The sequence below is a fragment of the Kinneretia sp. DJ1R-11 genome (genome assembly GCF_025717595.1).
Lineage (GTDB): Bacteria > Pseudomonadota > Gammaproteobacteria > Burkholderiales > Burkholderiaceae_C > Paucibacter_A.
In genome coordinates, this window is record NZ_JAJIRR010000006.1 from 116000 (window position 1) to 131975 (window position 15976).

Annotated in this window: 14 protein-coding genes; 6 read left to right on the top strand and 8 right to left on the bottom strand. The window is 66.8% G+C overall.

The genetic code is table 11. From position 1 onward, the window contains the following. Window positions 1–59 precede the first annotated feature (59 nt). Entirely contained in the window at window positions 60–1721 is a 1662-nt protein-coding gene (locus LNV23_RS12270) for a M20/M25/M40 family metallo-hydrolase (RefSeq protein WP_263563232.1), read from the top strand. 57 nt (window positions 1722–1778) lie between these two features. On the opposite strand, the gene LNV23_RS12275 is transcribed toward LNV23_RS12270, so the two are convergent. From LNV23_RS12275 to LNV23_RS12285, 3 genes are all read right to left on the bottom strand, one after another. Next, window positions 1779–3071 carry a hypothetical protein gene (locus LNV23_RS12275; protein ID WP_263563233.1) on the bottom strand — a complete coding sequence of 431 codons (1293 nt, stop codon included), beginning with the start codon at window positions 3069–3071 and terminating at the stop codon, window positions 1779–1781. A 69-nt stretch (window positions 3072–3140) separates the two neighbouring features. After that, complete coding sequence (locus LNV23_RS12280) at window positions 3141–3989, bottom strand: LytR/AlgR family response regulator transcription factor (RefSeq protein ID WP_263563234.1); 849 nt, start codon at window positions 3987–3989, stop codon at window positions 3141–3143. 36 nt (window positions 3990–4025) lie between these two features. Further along, entirely contained in the window at window positions 4026–5153 is a 1128-nt protein-coding gene (locus LNV23_RS12285) for a sensor histidine kinase (protein ID WP_263563235.1), read from the bottom strand. A gap of 138 nt (window positions 5154–5291) precedes the next feature. Here LNV23_RS12285 and argH point away from each other — a divergent pair, with 138 nt between their 5' ends. The 3 genes from argH to LNV23_RS12300 are packed head-to-tail and all read left to right on the top strand — an operon-like array spanning window position 5292 to window position 9107. Next, window positions 5292–6719: an argininosuccinate lyase gene (gene argH / locus LNV23_RS12290; RefSeq protein ID WP_263519753.1), complete on the top strand. Its 1428-nt coding sequence runs from the start codon at window positions 5292–5294 to the stop codon at window positions 6717–6719. A gap of 31 nt (window positions 6720–6750) precedes the next feature. Further along, complete coding sequence (locus LNV23_RS12295; RefSeq protein ID WP_263563236.1) at window positions 6751–8382, top strand: sensor histidine kinase; 1632 nt, start codon at window positions 6751–6753, stop codon at window positions 8380–8382. Window positions 8383–8399: 17 nt separating this feature from the next. Then, window positions 8400–9107 carry a response regulator transcription factor gene (locus tag LNV23_RS12300; RefSeq protein ID WP_263563237.1) on the top strand — a complete coding sequence of 236 codons (708 nt, stop codon included), beginning with the start codon at window positions 8400–8402 and terminating at the stop codon, window positions 9105–9107. Between the two features lie 35 nt (window positions 9108–9142). On the opposite strand, the gene LNV23_RS12305 is transcribed toward LNV23_RS12300, so the two are convergent. Beyond that, window positions 9143–9730 (bottom strand): metal-independent carbonic anhydrase family protein, encoded by a 588-nt coding sequence (locus LNV23_RS12305; RefSeq protein ID WP_263519749.1) that lies wholly within the window; start codon window positions 9728–9730, stop codon window positions 9143–9145. A 322-nt stretch (window positions 9731–10052) separates the two neighbouring features. Here LNV23_RS12305 and LNV23_RS12310 point away from each other — a divergent pair, with 322 nt between their 5' ends. Both LNV23_RS12310 and LNV23_RS12315 read left to right on the top strand, forming a co-directional pair. Then, complete coding sequence (locus tag LNV23_RS12310; RefSeq protein ID WP_263563238.1) at window positions 10053–10718, top strand: hypothetical protein; 666 nt, start codon at window positions 10053–10055, stop codon at window positions 10716–10718. Window positions 10719–10825: 107 nt separating this feature from the next. After that, entirely contained in the window at window positions 10826–11311 is a 486-nt protein-coding gene (locus LNV23_RS12315) for a hemerythrin domain-containing protein (RefSeq protein WP_263563239.1), read from the top strand. Between the two features lie 16 nt (window positions 11312–11327). On the opposite strand, the gene LNV23_RS12320 is transcribed toward LNV23_RS12315, so the two are convergent. Genes LNV23_RS12320 through LNV23_RS12335 form a run of 4 tightly spaced genes read right to left on the bottom strand, consistent with a single transcriptional unit; the run spans window position 11328 to window position 15747 of the window. Beyond that, window positions 11328–12497, bottom strand: a complete 1170-nt coding sequence (locus tag LNV23_RS12320; protein WP_263563240.1) for an ABC transporter permease — start codon at window positions 12495–12497, stop codon at window positions 11328–11330. A gap of 54 nt (window positions 12498–12551) precedes the next feature. Further along, window positions 12552–13712, bottom strand: coding sequence for an ABC transporter permease (locus LNV23_RS12325; protein WP_263563241.1), 1161 nt, complete (start codon window positions 13710–13712; stop codon window positions 12552–12554). A 44-nt stretch (window positions 13713–13756) separates the two neighbouring features. Then, complete coding sequence (locus LNV23_RS12330) at window positions 13757–14464, bottom strand: ABC transporter ATP-binding protein (protein WP_263519744.1); 708 nt, start codon at window positions 14462–14464, stop codon at window positions 13757–13759. Beyond that, entirely contained in the window at window positions 14461–15747 is a 1287-nt protein-coding gene (locus LNV23_RS12335) for an efflux RND transporter periplasmic adaptor subunit (RefSeq protein ID WP_263563242.1), read from the bottom strand. The genes LNV23_RS12330 and LNV23_RS12335 overlap by 4 nt, the downstream gene beginning before the upstream one ends. Window positions 15748–15976: the final 229 nt, after the last annotated feature.

The following is a 15976-nucleotide window of genomic DNA, read 5'->3' on the forward strand; positions in this document are numbered from 1 at the left end:
TCTCTCGTTCCAACGCAGGGCTGTGCACTCTGCGAACTACGAGACGAGGAGAACCCCCTATGAACAAACCATTTCTGGCCGCCCTGGGCCTGAGCCTGGCAGCGCTGAGCCACGCCAGCCAGGCCGGCGAAAAAATCTGGATCAGCCTGGGCGACGCCGCCCTGGCCCAGTTGCAAAAGCACAGCGACAGCGCCCGCCCCCGACTGAGCGTCAGCAGCGGCCTGAGCCGCTCCGGTGAATTCACCTCCGCCAGCGGAGCACGCAGGCCCGGCCTGAGCAGCGGTGCCGCCAGCACTGCGGCAGCCGCCCAGCCCGAATCCATCCACCTGCTGCAAATCGACGAAGACCTGCTCGGCCAGCTGTCCGATTCCATCCACGAAGAGCTGCGCCGCTGCGGTGGCTATATGTTCCACGCCAGCCTGGAAGACGGCCTGGCCACCCTGCAAGCCCACAGCGCCGAAGCTGCCAAGACCCGCGGCCAACTGAGCAGCACGGGCGACGCCACGGCGGCAGGCCGCGCGCCCCTGCTCTCGCGCCCGAGCTATGTGATTGACCAGCAAGCCCTGGTCACGCCCATGCTGACGCAGATGCAGGCCAGCCGCATCGGCCAGACCATTGTTGACCTGTCCAGCTTCACCAATCGCTTCTACAAGACCAGCTCGGGCGTGGCCGCGTCGAACTGGATCAAGCAGCAATGGGCGAATCTGGGCGCCGGCCGCAGCGACTATTCGGTGGTGCAGTTCAACCACCCGACCTGGGCCCAAAAATCGGTGATCGCCACCCTCAAAGGCAGCGACAACAGCCGCGAGGTGATCGTGCTGGGCGCGCACATGGACTCGATCAACGGTTCCAACACCACCGAAACCACGGTGGCGCCGGGCGCTGACGACGACGCCTCGGGCGTGGCCAGCCTGACCGAGATCATTCGCACCCTGATGGCCAACAACTACAAGCCGCGCCGCACCATCCAGTTCATGGCCTACGCGGCCGAGGAAGTGGGCCTGCGCGGCTCGCAGGAAATCGCCAAGAGCCACAAGCGCCTGGGCGCCAATGTGGTGGGCGTGATGCAGCTGGACATGACCAACTACAAGGGCTCGCCCAAGGACATCTACATCTACACCGACTACACCGATGCCGCGCAGAACCAGTTCGTCAACAACCTGATCCAGACCTACCAGCCCGAGCTGAGCATCGGCACCGATGTCTGCGGCTACGGTTGCTCGGACCACGCCTCCTGGACCGCCCAGGGCTTCGCAGCGTCCATGCCCTTTGAAGCCGCCTTCAACCAGGACAACCCCAAGATCCACACCGCCAACGACACCTACGCCAACACCGGCAGCCAGGCCGACCATTCGCTGAAGTTCGCGCGCCTGGGCCTGTCCTATGCGGTGGAGCTGGGCAGCGACGGCCCCGGCAGCAGCGTGCCCAGCGACAAGACCGAAATCCTCAAGGGCCGCCTGGCCACGGGCGCCAGCCAGGTGCTCGGCCCCTTCAAGGCCAAGGCCGGCGCCTTCAAAGCCAGCACCATCGGCGAAGGCGATATCGACCTCTACGTCAAGGTCGGCGCCGCACCCACGACCAGCAGCTTTGATTGCAAGTCCGACGGCAGCACCTCCAGCGAAAACTGCGCTGTGAATCTGAGCGGCAACAGCGAGGTCTATGTGCTGCTCAAGGGCTACGCCGCCGGCACTTACAAGCTGACGGTCAGCTACCAGCCCTGATGACGGTGTTTATGAATCCCTGACGAGTGAAACTTCGGCCAGCCCTTGGGTGCGAACTCAGGGCTGGCTTTTTTTATTCGTCAGCGACAAGGCATCGGCTTGGGCAGCGGAGAGCTTGCGGGCTTGCAAAAGCTGCAGTTCGCCCAGGGTCGCCAGATCGGCAAAGTACTGCACGAAATCGGGCCGACTTGAGCATTCCAGAGGCTGGCCCGCGGCGGCTTCGTAGAGCTTTCCACCTTCAGAAAGTGCGCCGGCTTGAAGACCCATGCGCTCCTGCCCACGAGCAATCCAGTCGGGTGTGGCACCGTCCGCACGCCTGCCGAGAGCTTCGGCCAAGGCGAGTGCGCCGAGGTCCTCACTCTCTTTCCAAAGTTGCTGCGCCAGGGTCGAGCAGGCCTGCTTCAACTCTAGGTCCGCCGCAGCTTCTTGCACTGTGCACAAGCGCATCAGGCCGCTGCGATGAAACAGCCCCGTGTCAACGGCGAACAGCACCCACAGCGATTGCTGCGCCGCCTTGCGCAGGCCTAGGGTCTGAATCAAGGGCAGGCTCAGCAAGGACTGCAAGGCGTGGCGGCCGTATTCGATGGACCGAGGCGCTTGTACAGCCCGCATCAAGGCCGCACGCTGGGCGCTCGCCGCGGGCATTTCTCCCAGGGCCGCCAGCCAGGCCAGGCGATTGTCCGGATCGACCTCCGCCCACAGGGACGCCGGGACACGTGTACAAGCCGCCGCACCCGAGCAATGCGCCTGCAAGGCCTGATACACGGCGAAGGGCTGGCGACTCTGACGAGCCAGCTCTTGCAGCCGGGCCTGGGCCCGAGTTTTCATGGCCTCGTCGGCCGGGTAGCGAAACTGCAGCCACTCCGCCACCACCTGAGATTGCGTATCAGCCCGCAAGCGAAGCTGCCGCGCCGACTCGTCGACCAAGCGACGCATCGCACGACTGCGGCTGCTGTCGGCTGAAGCGTCCTCGCCTTCGCCCTGACGCCAAGCTTCATCGGCACACCAGCGCGCATCGACCCGCCGGGCTTCCCACTCCACTGCGTCGATGCGCGAGCCCGGCGGCGGCGTCAGCGTGGCCACACCGGCACGACGGTATTGCTCGGCCAGCACCTGGTCCTCGGCTTCGCGAGCCAGGCTCCAGAAAGGGCTGATCGACGCGCCCGAAGCCGCAGCGGACTGGGCTGTCGCCGTGCGCGCAGCGAGCTCAGCCGCCGCCTCAGCCGGCGCGTGCACGGGCCAGTACAGCCAGGCGACCAGGCCCAGCCCGGCCAAGCCGACCAGCAGGCCGAGCCAGCGGCGCCGGCGATATGGATGACGATGAATTCGAACGCCTGGCTCTGTGGCCATGTTTCCCCTCCCCGGGTCCCTCTGACGATTTTGTCTGTTCAGTCGGGACGCAGATGATAGGGGCCTAACTCAGCTGCCTCGGTCGGCCAGCGCTTCCCGCACGGCCGCCACCTGGCGGCGCGAGACCGACAGCCATTCGTTGACATGGGCAATGCGCACCGCCCAGCCATCGGCCACCTCGGCGTTCACCAGGTCCAAGCCGCCGAGCTGGGTATCGCTGCCATCGTCCGGGCTGGCTTGGCTGGGCGCATGGCGCTCCAGCTGGCGCACCGCCGACTTGGCCACCAGGGCATTGCGGTGCACGCGCAGAAAGCGCTCGCCCAGGCGAGGCTCCAGCTCCGACAGGCTGCCGTCCATCACCAGGCTTTGGGTGGCGGTGCGCAAGGTCAGGTACTTCAGCTCGGCCTTGAGGTACAGCACTTCGTTCAGCGGCACGCGGATCAAACGGCCTCGGTCGCTGACCACAATGACCGGCTGCTCCGGCTCCAACTCGCCGGGCTGGGTGGCCTGGAAGGTCTGCATGGCCGAGCGCTCAGCCAGGCGCTGGGCGACACGGGTCAGCGCCGCCTGCAAACGCTCGCGCCGCACCGGCTTGGTCAGGTAGTCCATGGCCTCCAGCTCGAAAGCTCGCAAGGCATGGCCGGCATGGGCGGTGACGAAGACGATGGCCGGTGGCTGGGCCATCTGCTGCTGCAGGCTGTCGGCCAGCTGAAGGCCATCGGCACCAGGCATCTGCACATCAAGCAGGATCAGGTCACAGCTGTGATCGCGCAACCAGTGCTGAGCCTGGGTGGCGCTGCCCGCCTCGGCCACCACCTCGGCGCGCGGGTCCACACAAGCCTCGAGCAGGCTGCGCAGGCGCAAGCGGGCCAGGGGTTCGTCATCGACGAGAAACACAGTGAGGGCAGCGGACTGCATGGCGTAAAACTGAAAAACGGCAAGACAAGGCAAGGGTCAAAGCGGCAGGACGATGCGCACGGCAAAGCGCCCCGGCGAAGGACTCAGCTCGAAGCTGGCCGCGACATCATGCATCAGGCGCAGGCGCTGGCGCACATTGCGCAGAGCCAAACCGTGACCAGATGTTTGCGCCACGCGGCCGACGCTGTTGCTGACGGAAATCTCCACCTCGGCTCCGCGCCGGCGCGTTCGGATCTCGACGTCACCGCCCTCGTCATTGGGTTCGACGCCGTGGCGCACGGCGTTCTCGACCAAGGGCTGCAGCAGCAGGGGCGGCACGCGCGCGCCGCTGGCGGCGGGGTCCAAGTCCCAGTGCAGGCGCAGGCGTTCGCCGAAGCGCACCTGCTCGATGTCGAGGTAGCGCCGCGCCAGCTCGACCTCCTCATCCAGGCGCACCACCGTGGTGGCATCGGCCAGGGCGACACGAAACAGCTCGCTCAAGTCTTCCAGCAAGCCCTCGGCCTTGAGCGGGTCCAGGCGCACCAGAGCGATGGCGCTGTTCAAAGTGTTGAAAAGAAAGTGCGGGCGGATGCGTGCCTGCAGCTCGACCAGCTGGGCCAGGGCGTCGGCCGGGCGCTGCGAGCGCTCGCGCAGCTTCATCCAGGCCAACATCAGGGAAGCCACGGCGGCGCCGGCCACGAAAATGCTGACCAAGCGAAACAGCGTGCTCGCCTCGAAGGCCGCAAAGCTCAGCAGCTGCCAGCCCATGGACGAACACAGGCCGCCCAAGCTCAACAAGCTCAGCCACTGCGCGGGTTCGCTGAAGCGGGCGAGCAGACGTTTGCTGGCACAGACCAGCAGCAACCAGAGCAGCACGGCCGACAGCGTCACCACCGTGCCGCTGGCCACCCAGCTCATCCACTCGTCCAGATTGCGCGCCGCCAGCGCCAGGCCCAGGCCCAGCAGCCCTTGCACGCCCAACACCGCGCGCAGCACCAGGCCGACATGGCAGACATCAAAGACCCGCTGTGGGTCGAACAGAGGCAGGACCTCGGTCTCCTCGGCCGGCTGGGTGGGCAGGCCGAGGATGCTGGTCAGGCTGGTGGTGTCCGGCCAGACGCTGACGCGGCTGGGCGTGCCGCCTTCGGCATCGGTGGAGGAAGGCTTGGGGCGAGGCGAGGACACGAGGGACACAGCTCCTGAAGTCATGCGAGCCGCGCGGGGCTGCGGCCGGTGCGGCTCGATAGAATCGGGCGCCCTCGGATTGTGCGTCAGCCCCGAGGGCCCCAGCCTCTTCTTCAGCAGCAAAGCGCCCTTCTGCCCATGTCCTCCTCCGCCCAAGCCCCCGGTCAGCCCAGTGACAACCAGCTCGCCAACAAGGCACAAGCCTGGTCCGCGCTCTTCTCCGAGCCCATGAGCGATCTGGTCAAGCGCTACACCTCCAGCGTGTTCTTCGACAAGCGCTTGTGGGCGGCCGACATCCAGGGCAGCCTGGCGCACGCCGAGATGCTGCATGCCCAGGGCATCCTGGCCGCCCAGGACCTGGCCGACATCGAGCGCGGCATGGCCCAGATCAAGAGCGAGATCGAAGCCGGCCAGTTCGACTGGCAGCTCGATCTGGAAGACGTGCACCTCAATATCGAAGCCCGCCTGACCGCCCTGGTCGGCCTGGCCGGCAAGCGCCTGCACACGGGCCGCAGCCGCAATGACCAGGTCGCCACCGATGTGCGCCTGTGGTTGCGCGGCGAGATCGACGAACTGCTGCTCCTGCTCAAGGCCTTGCAGACCGCCTTGGTCGATGTGGCCGAGAAGAACGCCGAGACCATCTTGCCGGGCTTCACCCATCTGCAAGTGGCCCAGCCGGTCGCCTTCGGTCACCACCTGCTGGCCTATGTGGAAATGTTCGCCCGTGACGCCGAGCGTCTGGTCGATGCACGCCGCCGCGTCAACCGCCTGCCCCTGGGCGCGGCCGCCCTGGCCGGCACCAGCTACCCGCTGGATCGCGAGCGCGTGGCCCGCACGCTGGGCATGGAAGGTGTCTGCCAGAACAGCCTGGACGCCGTGTCCGACCGCGATTTCGCCATCGAGTTCAGCGCCGCCGCCTCGCTGGTGATGGTGCACATCTCGCGCCTGTCGGAAGAACTGATCCTGTGGATGAGCCAGAGCTTCGGCTTCATCGACCTGGCCGACCGTTTCTGCACCGGCTCGTCCATCATGCCGCAGAAGAAAAACCCCGATGTGCCCGAGCTGGCACGCGGCAAGACCGGCCGCGTGGTCGGTCATCTGATGGGCTTGATCACCTTGATGAAGGGCCAGCCCCTGGCCTACAACAAGGACAACCAGGAAGACAAGGAACCGCTGTTCGACACGGTGGACACCTTGAAAGACACGCTGCGCATCTTTGCCGAAATGGCCGGCGGCATCACGGTCAAACCCGAGGCCATGGAGCGCGCGGCCCTGAAGGGTTATGCCACCGCCACCGACCTGGCCGACTACCTGGTCAAGAAGGGCCTGGCCTTCCGAGATGCGCACGAGATCGTCGCCCACGCGGTCAAGACCGCGATCGCCAGCGGCGTCGATCTGTCCCAGCTGCCCCTGGCCGAGCTGCAGAAGTTCGATGCCCGCATCGGCGACGATGTGTTCGAGGTGCTGAGCCTACGCGGCTCGCTCAACGCCCGCAACATCCTCGGCGGCACGGCGCCGGCCCAGGTGCGGGCCCAGGTGGCCCGCCACCGCGCCCGCCTGGCGTAAATCCGAGCGAGCCAGCACCGAGACCTCGTTCATGTTTAAAGCCCGCTTGAGCGTCTGGCTGGGCGTGCTGGTGGCCGTGGTGGCCACCCAGTTCGCCGTGGTGGTCTGGCTGGTCAACCAGTCGGAGCTGGAGCGCTCGCGCAGCCTGCGCGCCAAAGACGCCCTGGTCCAGTACCTGGACCTGGCCGCCAACAAGCAGCGGCTCAAGGTCTGGTTTGCCCAGTACCTGCTGACCGATGCGGCGCCCGTGCCCTTGCGTGACAGCTATCTTCAGCGCATGCAGGCCAGCCTCACCGAGCTGGAGCGCTTGCACGCCTTGGAGTCCTCTGACCCTGGCGACCGCGCCATCGAAACCGTGTCGCGCCAGACTCTGGCCGCGCTGCAAACGAACTTCGAGGCCTTGCGCGCCCAGATCCTTCAGGCCCAGCCACACACGCCCCACCCCAACCCGAGCAGCGAACGGGCCACGGTCTGGGACGAGATGCTGGGTGTGTTCGACATCTCCCAGGGTCAGGACATGCGCACCCTGATCGCCGAGGCAATCCGCCTGCAGGAGGCGCACAGCCGCGCCACCGAGGCCGCCGCGCAGACCGCGCTGGAGCGCTCGCGCCGCCTGGCCATCTTCAGCATCCTGTCCACCATCGCCCTGTCCATGGGCTTTGTCGCCTACTTCGCCTGGGACATACGCCGCCGCATGGCGCCCTTGCTGGATGGCACCCTGGCCTTGCAGGCCGGCCGCATGGAGCACCGCATCGCCGTGCATGGCCGCGACGAATTCGACCGTCTGAGCCTGAGCTTCAACCGCATGGCCGAGGAGATCCAGCTGCACCGCGCCAACGAAGCCAGCCAGCGCCAGCGCCTGGAAGACGCCGTGGCCCAGCGCACCCAGGACCTGCACGCCGCCAACCAGCAGTTGCTGGAGATCGACCACTCACGCCGCCAGTTTTTCGCCAACATCAGCCACGAGCTGCGCACGCCCACCACCGCCATCCTCGGCGAGGCCGAGATCAGCCTGCGCCGCAGCGGCCATGCCGAGAGCGTCTACCGCGAGGCGCTGGAACGCGTGGCCGCCACCGCGCGCCAGCTGGGCGCTCGCATTGCCGAGCTGATGAGCGTGGCCCGCCAGGGCGAGGACAGCCTGCAGGGCGAGCGACAGCCCATCGATGTGCCGGCCCTGCTGCAGCAAGCGCTGGAGCAGCAACGCGGCGCGGCGGCCGCGCAAGGCCTGGATCTGCAGCTGCAGGGCGATGCGCTGGAGCTGCTGCAGGCCCTGCCCGGTCAAGGCCTGCAGCTGCGCGGCCAGGCCGCCAAGCTGGGCCAGGCCCTGACCATCTTGCTGGACAACGCCCTGCGCTACACGCCCGCGCCGGGCTCGGTCTTCCTGGGTGCCAGACTGGATCTGGCCACGCCCCAGCCTCGCCTCGTGCTGTGCGTGGAAGACAGCGGCATCGGCATGGCCCCCGAGGAACTGGGCCGCGCCCAGGAGCGCTACTGGCGCGCCGAGGCCGCGCGCCGCCTGCGCCCCGAAGGCATGGGCCTGGGCCTGGCGATCGCCGCGGACATTGCCGCCGCACATGAGGGCCGGTTGGAATTGCAAGCCCGGACCGAGGGCGGCTGCCGTGCCTGCCTGATCCTGCCGCTGGATGCGGCGGCGCAAGACTGAGCAGCAAGGCCCACGACATGCCCCATCTCCTGATCGTCGAAGACGACCGCCGGGTCTCGGACTTTCTCAACCGCGGCCTGCGGGCCGAGGGCTACCAGATCACCGTGATCGAGCGCGGCGACCTGCTGCAAAAAAGCGTGGAACAGCTCGAGCCCGATCTGATCCTGCTCGATGTGATGCTGCCCGGCATCAGCGGCGTGGAAGCCTGCCAGCGCCTGCGCGCCGCGCGCTGCCGCACACCGGTGCTGATGCTCACCGCCATGGATGCGCTGGAGGACAAGGTCAGCGGCCTGCGCTGCGGTGCCGACGACTACCTGACCAAGCCTTTTGCCTTCGAGGAGTTATTGGCCCGCATCGAGGCCTTGCTGCGCCGCGCCGAAGCGCCCGGCGAAGACGCGGGCGGCAGCAGCGTCCGCCAGCGCCAGCTCAGCCTGGCCGATCTGGTGCTGGACCTGGAGCGCATGCAGGTGCGGCGCGATCAGCAGCTGGTGGCCATGACGGCGCGCGAGCTGGCCTTGCTGGAGCTTTTGATGCGCCACCCGGGCCGGGTGTTCAGCCGCGAGCGCATCCTCAACGCCGTCTGGGGTTACAGCGAGGATCCACTGACCAATGTGGTGGATGTCTACATCCGCCGCCTGCGCGCCAAGCTGGACGAGGGCCGCGAGCAACCCCTGATCCAGACCGTGCGCGGCCTGGGCTACAAGATCGACAACGAGCCGGCCTGAGCCTTTTTGCTTCTGGCCGGACCCGCTGCCGCGCCTCAGTTCGCCGTGTAGGGCAGCGAGGAGTGGTGCAGCACGATGCGGATCACGCCGCTGTCGTCCTTCTTGAAGGTCCAGGTCTTGTCCACGGTGGTGACCTTGCCGTTCTTGTCGGTCATGCTGACCTTGCCCATGGTGTTGGCCACATCGCCATTGATGTGCACAGCGGCGTTGCTGACCTCGACCTTCTTCCAGCCCTTGAGCGCGAAGCCGCTGTCCTTGGGGAAGTTGGCGTCGCCGCCGACGAAGTAGGACAGCGCGCCCTCCTTGGTGGTGCGGAAGGTTTGCGGCTCCACCGTCAACGTGGGCTTGAACAGCACCGGGCCCAGCTTGTAGCCGTAGGCGCCGTCCAGCACAGCGCTGGCCGTGGCCTTGGCCTTGGCGAGGCCACCGCTTTGGTAGTCATCGCTGATCTTGACCAGGGCCTCGCCCCAGGCCTTTTGTGCGGCCTCGACCTCGGCCAGGCTGATATTGCTGTTGTAGACACGCGCTTCGCCGGTCTGGGCCAGGGCGGCGTTGGTGCCGAACAGGGCCAGCGAGGCGGCCAGGGTCAAAACACCGGTGGAGAGCTTGGATTTCATATTCATGGCGAGCTTTGCGGTCGCGCTGCAGACGCAGGCGGGTTGAGGGGAGTGGTTGGCATCGTGAGCGAGGCCGACCGGTCGATTTCTCTGCTTCATTCAGCGCCGCACCCTGGGGTGCTGCACGGCCTCCATTCCATCAAGCCGGCCTGATCGCTCCATGAACTGCAGATGAACCGCAGCGCACGCGCAGATGAACCTCAGATGAACAGCCTGCCCGGCGCTACCCCACGGCGCGGATGCCGCTACGGCCACGGGCTGGCAAGGAGCCGCTGCACGCACGGCCACAATCGCGCGCCATCACCACCCGGCTTCGGCCCCACGCCCCATGCCACGCGCACTTCTGCTCGCCCTGTCCCTGGCCCTGCTGCCGGTCCTGCAACTGCTGCCCCAGAGCAGCCAGGCGGCCGACCCGCTGTGGCTCAAGACCCTGGCCCACCTGGAAGCGCAAAAGCAGGTCGTGCCCGATGAATCGAGCACCCGCATCGAGGCCACCAGCAACTACACCGACACCACGCTGACCCGCCGCAAGCTGGACCATTGGGAAGGTGGCAAACCCATCTACCGCATCACAGCCGCCGAGCCGCCACTGGCCCCGGGCGACGCCGAGCGCGAAGGCCAGAACCAGCAGATCAGCGAAACGATGGGGCGCGGCCAGGAATGGCTCAAGCCCGACACCCCGGTGCGCCGCAGCGAAGGCGTCATGCTGGACGGCAAGGCCTGGACCCTGTTCGAGGCCGAGGACAAAAGCTTCACCCGCAAGGTGCAGTTGCGCGCCTGGGTCGACCCCGAAACCGGCCGCCCGCAGCGCATCGACATCCAGGGCCGTTTCATGATGGTGATCCAGCTGGACGTCAGCTCGCGCTACCAGACCGACGCTCGTGGCCGCAGCCTGGCCCAGAACGTGGCCGGCACCCTCAAGGTGGACACCCTGGGCAAGGGCATGAATCTGCGCTTTGACATCGCCGTTGATTCCTGGGCCGAGCGACCCTGAACCCAGGACCGCAGCGGCAGGGCCCAACGGCAGTCTGATTGATTTGCGACAAGAAAGCCGCGAACCGGCCGCGCCCGAGCCGCCAAATGCGCTACCCTGCCGGCCCTATGAGCACCACCCTTGCATGGACCGACGCCCTGGTCCTGAACCAACCCCAAATCGACCAGACCCACCAGGAGTTCGTCGCCCTGCTCAATGAGCTGGGCGAAGCCCTGGCCCAGCCCGAGCCCGATCCCCTGCCCTTGTATGCGCGTCTGCTGAGCCACACCGAGGCCCATTTCGCCATGGAGGAAGGCTGGATGGCCGCCACCGGCTTTGCCGCCGACAACTGCCACAGCAAGCAGCACGCCATGGTCTTGGATGTGATGCGCCAGGTGCTGGCTCACACCCATGCCCATGCCGACCTGGAGCCCATGCGCAATCTGCTGCCCGAGCTGGTGAACTGGTTTCCGGCCCACGCCGACATGATGGACGCGGCCCTGGTCTTCCACATGAGCCAGGTCGGTTACGACCCGGTCAGTGGTGCGATCGCCCAGCCCCTGGCCACCGAAGCCAGCGGCATCAGCTCCTGCGGCAGCCAGGGCTGCAGCTGAGGGGTCGGCGGCCGCTTCAAGCGGCGCGCAAGCAGTCGACGATCTTGAGCCGGGCCGCCCGCCAGGCGGGGATGAAACCACCCACAAAGCCCATGAACAGGGAGAACAGCAAGGTCTTCCAGACAATGGCGGGCGTCAGGCGAAACTGAAACGCCAGCTCCGAAAAGGTCTGGAAATTGGTGGTGCTGATGTTGACGGTTTGCATCAACGAGGCTGCCGCCAGGCCGAGCAGCCCGCCGATCAAGGACAGCAGCATGGCCTCCAGCAGGAAGGCCAGCAGCACCGCACCGCGGCGAAAACCCAGCGCGCGCAAGGTGCCGATTTCGCCAATGCGTGAGGCCACGGCCGCGAACATGGTGATCATGGCGCCGACGATGGCGCCGATCGAGAACACCACCGACAAGGATGTGCCCAGGATGCTGATGAAAGTGGCCAAGGCTTCGCTCTGCTCGGCGTAGAAACGGATCTCGGGCTTGGCCTCCAGCTGCAGGCGCGGGTCGGCCTCGATGGCGGCGCGGATCGCCTCGAACTGGGCCTGGTCCTGCAAGCGGAACACCACACTGGAAAAGGCGTCGCGCCGGAAGGCCTGCAGCATCTGCTCGCTGTCGCCCCAGATCTCGGAATCGAAAGCGCTGCCGCCGGCATCGAAGACGCCGACCACGGTCCAATCGCGCCCGGCGAAGCGAAGCGTCTCGCCCAGGCCCGCACCCTGGAAGCCCTGAGCGACCGCGCGGCCAGTGATGATCTCGGAGCTGCCGGCCCGGAACATGCGCCCCTCGATCAGGCGCAAGCTCGGGCGCAGCTGCAGGCCCAGCTCAGAGCTGCCACGCACGGTCACATTGCTGGGCTTGCCGCTGCCGCGCTTGGGCAGGTTGTTCAACACCACAGGCTCTTTGCTGAGCAGCGGCAAGCCGGCGGCGTCCGTGGCGATGCCGGGCAGGCTCTCGACGATGGCGGCCTGGCCACGCGAGATTCCGCTGTTGATCTCGGCGCCGGCGCCCTTGCGCAGCACGATCACATTGTCCGCCTGCCCGGTGGCCACCAAGGTGCTGCGTATGCCCTCGCTCATCATCAGCACGGTGGCGAAGACATAGACCACCAGGGCCATGCCGCCGGCCGTCAGCAAGGTGGTGACGCGGCGCACCCAGAGGTTGCGCGCGATGTAGCTGAGTGGAATGGCTTTCATGCAGCCGGATCCCGCCGATTCAGGCGCGCCCCCATGGCCGAGCCCGGCTGCGCCTCAGCCCACATGGCGCAGGCCCTGAACAATGTCGATGCGGCTCATCCTCCAGGCCGGCCAGGCAGCAGCCACCGCACCCACGACCAGGGCCGCCGCCAATTGCAAGCCCATGGTCAAGGGCGAGACCTGGAACACCGGGAACAAAGTGCCTGCGGCCTGAGCAAAGGCAGCGGCCATGGGCAGGGTCAGGGCCACCGCCAGCAGGCCGCCCGCCAGGGCGATGGTCAGGCTCTCGCCGAGCAGCAGCTTCACCACGAAACCGGGGCCGAAGCCCAGGGCCTTGAGGGTGGCGTACTCGGCCAGCCGCTCACGCGCCGTCATGCTCATGGTGTTGGCCATCACCGCCATGATGATGATGACGATGATGTAGCTGACCGCCTGCACCGCCACCAGGATCGCCTCGCTCATGGACACAAAGCTGAGCTGAAACGCACTCTCGGTTTCGGTCAGAGTTTCGGCCAGCGAGTTTTTGAACTGGGCGTCAACGCGCTGCGACACCAGCGGCGCCTGCTGCGGCTCCTCGATGCCCAGCACATAAACGCCGACGAAATCAGCCCGGTTGCCATAACGCTTGCGTAGGCTCTCGTTGATCAGGCCCCAATGGAACAGCATCTGGCTTTCGTCGGTCTTGGCCTCGGCGCCGTCCCAGATGCCGCGCAGGGTGAAGCTCCACGTGCCCGGATAAATCGTGCCGCGCAGCGGAATCTGGTCACCGATCTTCCAGCCGAACTTGTCCGCCAACTTGCGCCCGACAACGGCGCCTTGCCGATCGCGAATGAAGGCCAGGCGCTGCTCATCGCTGAGGCGGTACTCGGGGTAGAGCGCCAGGTAGCTGGCGGGCTCGACCGCGAACTGGGGGAAAAAATTGCGCTCGGTGATGTAGATGCCACCGAACCAGTTGGCCCAGGACACCCGGTTCACCCCCTCCACCGCCTTGAGCCGCTGGGCATAGGCCAGGGGCAGGGGGAAGGTCAGCGAGATCGCGCTGCGCGAGACCAGGCGCGTGCTGCTGGAGGCCTCGACACCGGCATACCAGGCGTCGACGATGGTGCGTAAAAGGCCAAAGGCCGACAGTGCCACCACCAGACCGACCAAGGTCAGCAGCGTGCGCAAGCGATGCCGGAAGGCATTCTTCAGCAGGAGCTTGAGCAGAAAGGGCATGGCAGGCGGCTGAACTCGAGGGCGGACGCGGTTTCGGGCTCGGCTTAAGGCGCAGGGGCGCCGGCCACATCGGGCACCAAGACGCCCTTTTCCAGATGGATGAGGCGCCGGGCCCGGGCTGCGGCCTTGGGGTCGTGGGTCACCATGACGATGGTCTTGCCCAGCCGGCGATTGAGGTCCTCGAGCAAGTCCAGCACCTCCTGCCCGGTCACACGGTCCAGGTCGCCCGTGGGCTCATCGGCCACGATCAGGCTGGGGTCGCTGACCAGGGCGCGGGCGATGGCCACACGCTGCTGCTGGCCACCCGACAACTCGTTGGGAAAGTGATCCATGCGGTCATCCAGCCGCACCAAGGACAAGGCCGCTTCGGCATGCAGGCGGCGTTCGCGGGCCGACAGCCCCGTCAGCAACAAGGGCAGTTCGACGTTCTCCAAGGCCGTCAACACCGGCATCAGGTTGTAGAACTGGAAGATGAAGCCCACCTGCGCCGCGCGCCAATCGGCCAGCGCGCCTTCGCCCAGGGTGGCAATGTCCACGCCCCCGATCACGATGCGGCCGCTGCTGGGCTGATCGATGCCAGCGATCAGGTTCAACAAGGTGCTCTTGCCCGAACCGCTGGGGCCCATCAAGGCGACGAACTCGCCGGCCTGCACATCGAGGCTGACATCGAGCAGCACCGGGATGTCCTGCTGGCCGCGTCGGTAGGCCTTGGACAGGGCCTCGATATGAATCAGCGGGGCCTTGTCGCTCATGGCTTGGCTGACAGGGTGACCTGGCTGCCCGCGGCCAATTTGGGCCCTGGCTCCAGCACCACGCGGTCCCCGGACTTCAAACCCGCCGCGCTCACTTCCAGGACATCGCCCAGCACCCGCCCCTTGCGCACCTCCAGCGCCTCCAGCAACTCCTTATCGCCCTGGCGGCTGAGCCGCAGCAACCAGAACTTGCCGTCCTTTTCCTGCAGTGCCTTGGGGTTCACGGCCAGCACCGGCAAGAGCTCCGCAGGCGCGGGCTTCTTGGACAGGAACACGACCTTGGCGCTCATCTCGGGCAGCATGCGCGCGTCGAGTTGGTCGAAGCGCACCTTGGTCATCACCGTGGCCTTGGCCCGGTCCACGGTCGGCACAATGCCCACGACCTGGCCTTGAAAGCGCTGGCCCGGCAAGGCATCCAGGCTGATCTCGACCGGCTGGCCGCTGGCGACCTTGGCCAGGCTGGACTCGGACACATCCGCCTCCACTTCCAGCGTGCCGAGGTCGGCCATGGTGACCACCGCGCCCTGCGAACCGGCGGCGTTCGAGAAGGGCGTGATGATGTCACCCACATTGGCGTTCTTCACCAACACCACGCCATCAAATGGCGCCCGGATCTCGGTGAACTCCCGGTTCACCTGCTGCAGATTCAGCTGCGCCTGCGCTTGCTGCACGGCCGCCTGGGCCGAGGCCACGCCCGCTTGGGCTGAGACCTGGGAGGCGCGCGCGGCGTCGAGGCGGCGCTGGGCGGCGTCGAGCGCCTGGCCGGAGACAAAGCCCTGCTTTTGCAAGCTGAGGCTGCGCTGGTACTCGGCCTCGGCATTGTTCCACTCGACCTGCGCCTGTTGCACCGCACTTTGAGCCTGGCGGGCACCGGCCTCGGCCAGACGCACGCCGGCCGCGGCGGCAGCGATGGACGCCTGCACATCCGAAGCATCGATGCGGGCGATCAGCTCGCCTTTTTTGAGCACCGAGCCCTCGCGCACATTCAGCTCCATCAGCCGGCCGCTGGCCTTGGAGGCCACCGCCGCACGCCGCTGCGCAACCATATAGCCCGAAGCGGTGAGCTGCGCATACTGGGCCGCCGGCGTGCTTTGCAGCACCGAGCTGACCCGCACCTCGGTCGGGCGCGGCATCAGGGCCACAGCGGCCACCCCCAGCAGCAAGAGCAGAGCGAGGATCCAGCGCCAAGGCAGGCGGCGGCGCTTGCCCGAGGCCGGCGCTACCGTTCGGTCGATCTTCAATTGAGCCAGGCCGGCAGCGGGAGCAGGAGAAGAATCAGCCATGGTGTGGAGCGTCGCCTCTTGGTGATACAGCCCTGAACTCTCGGGCTCGCGCATTGTGCACAAACTCCATGAAGCCCAGATTTCACCGGACCCATTGCTGCCACGGCCTGTCAGTACCCAGGGCGGACAATGCCGGCATGGCTGCCGCCCCCGATCCTCGTCCCTCCGACGCCTCCGCCCTCGCCGCACTCCAGGCCAACTCTGGTTCCTTGCCCGAGCGCCTGATCGC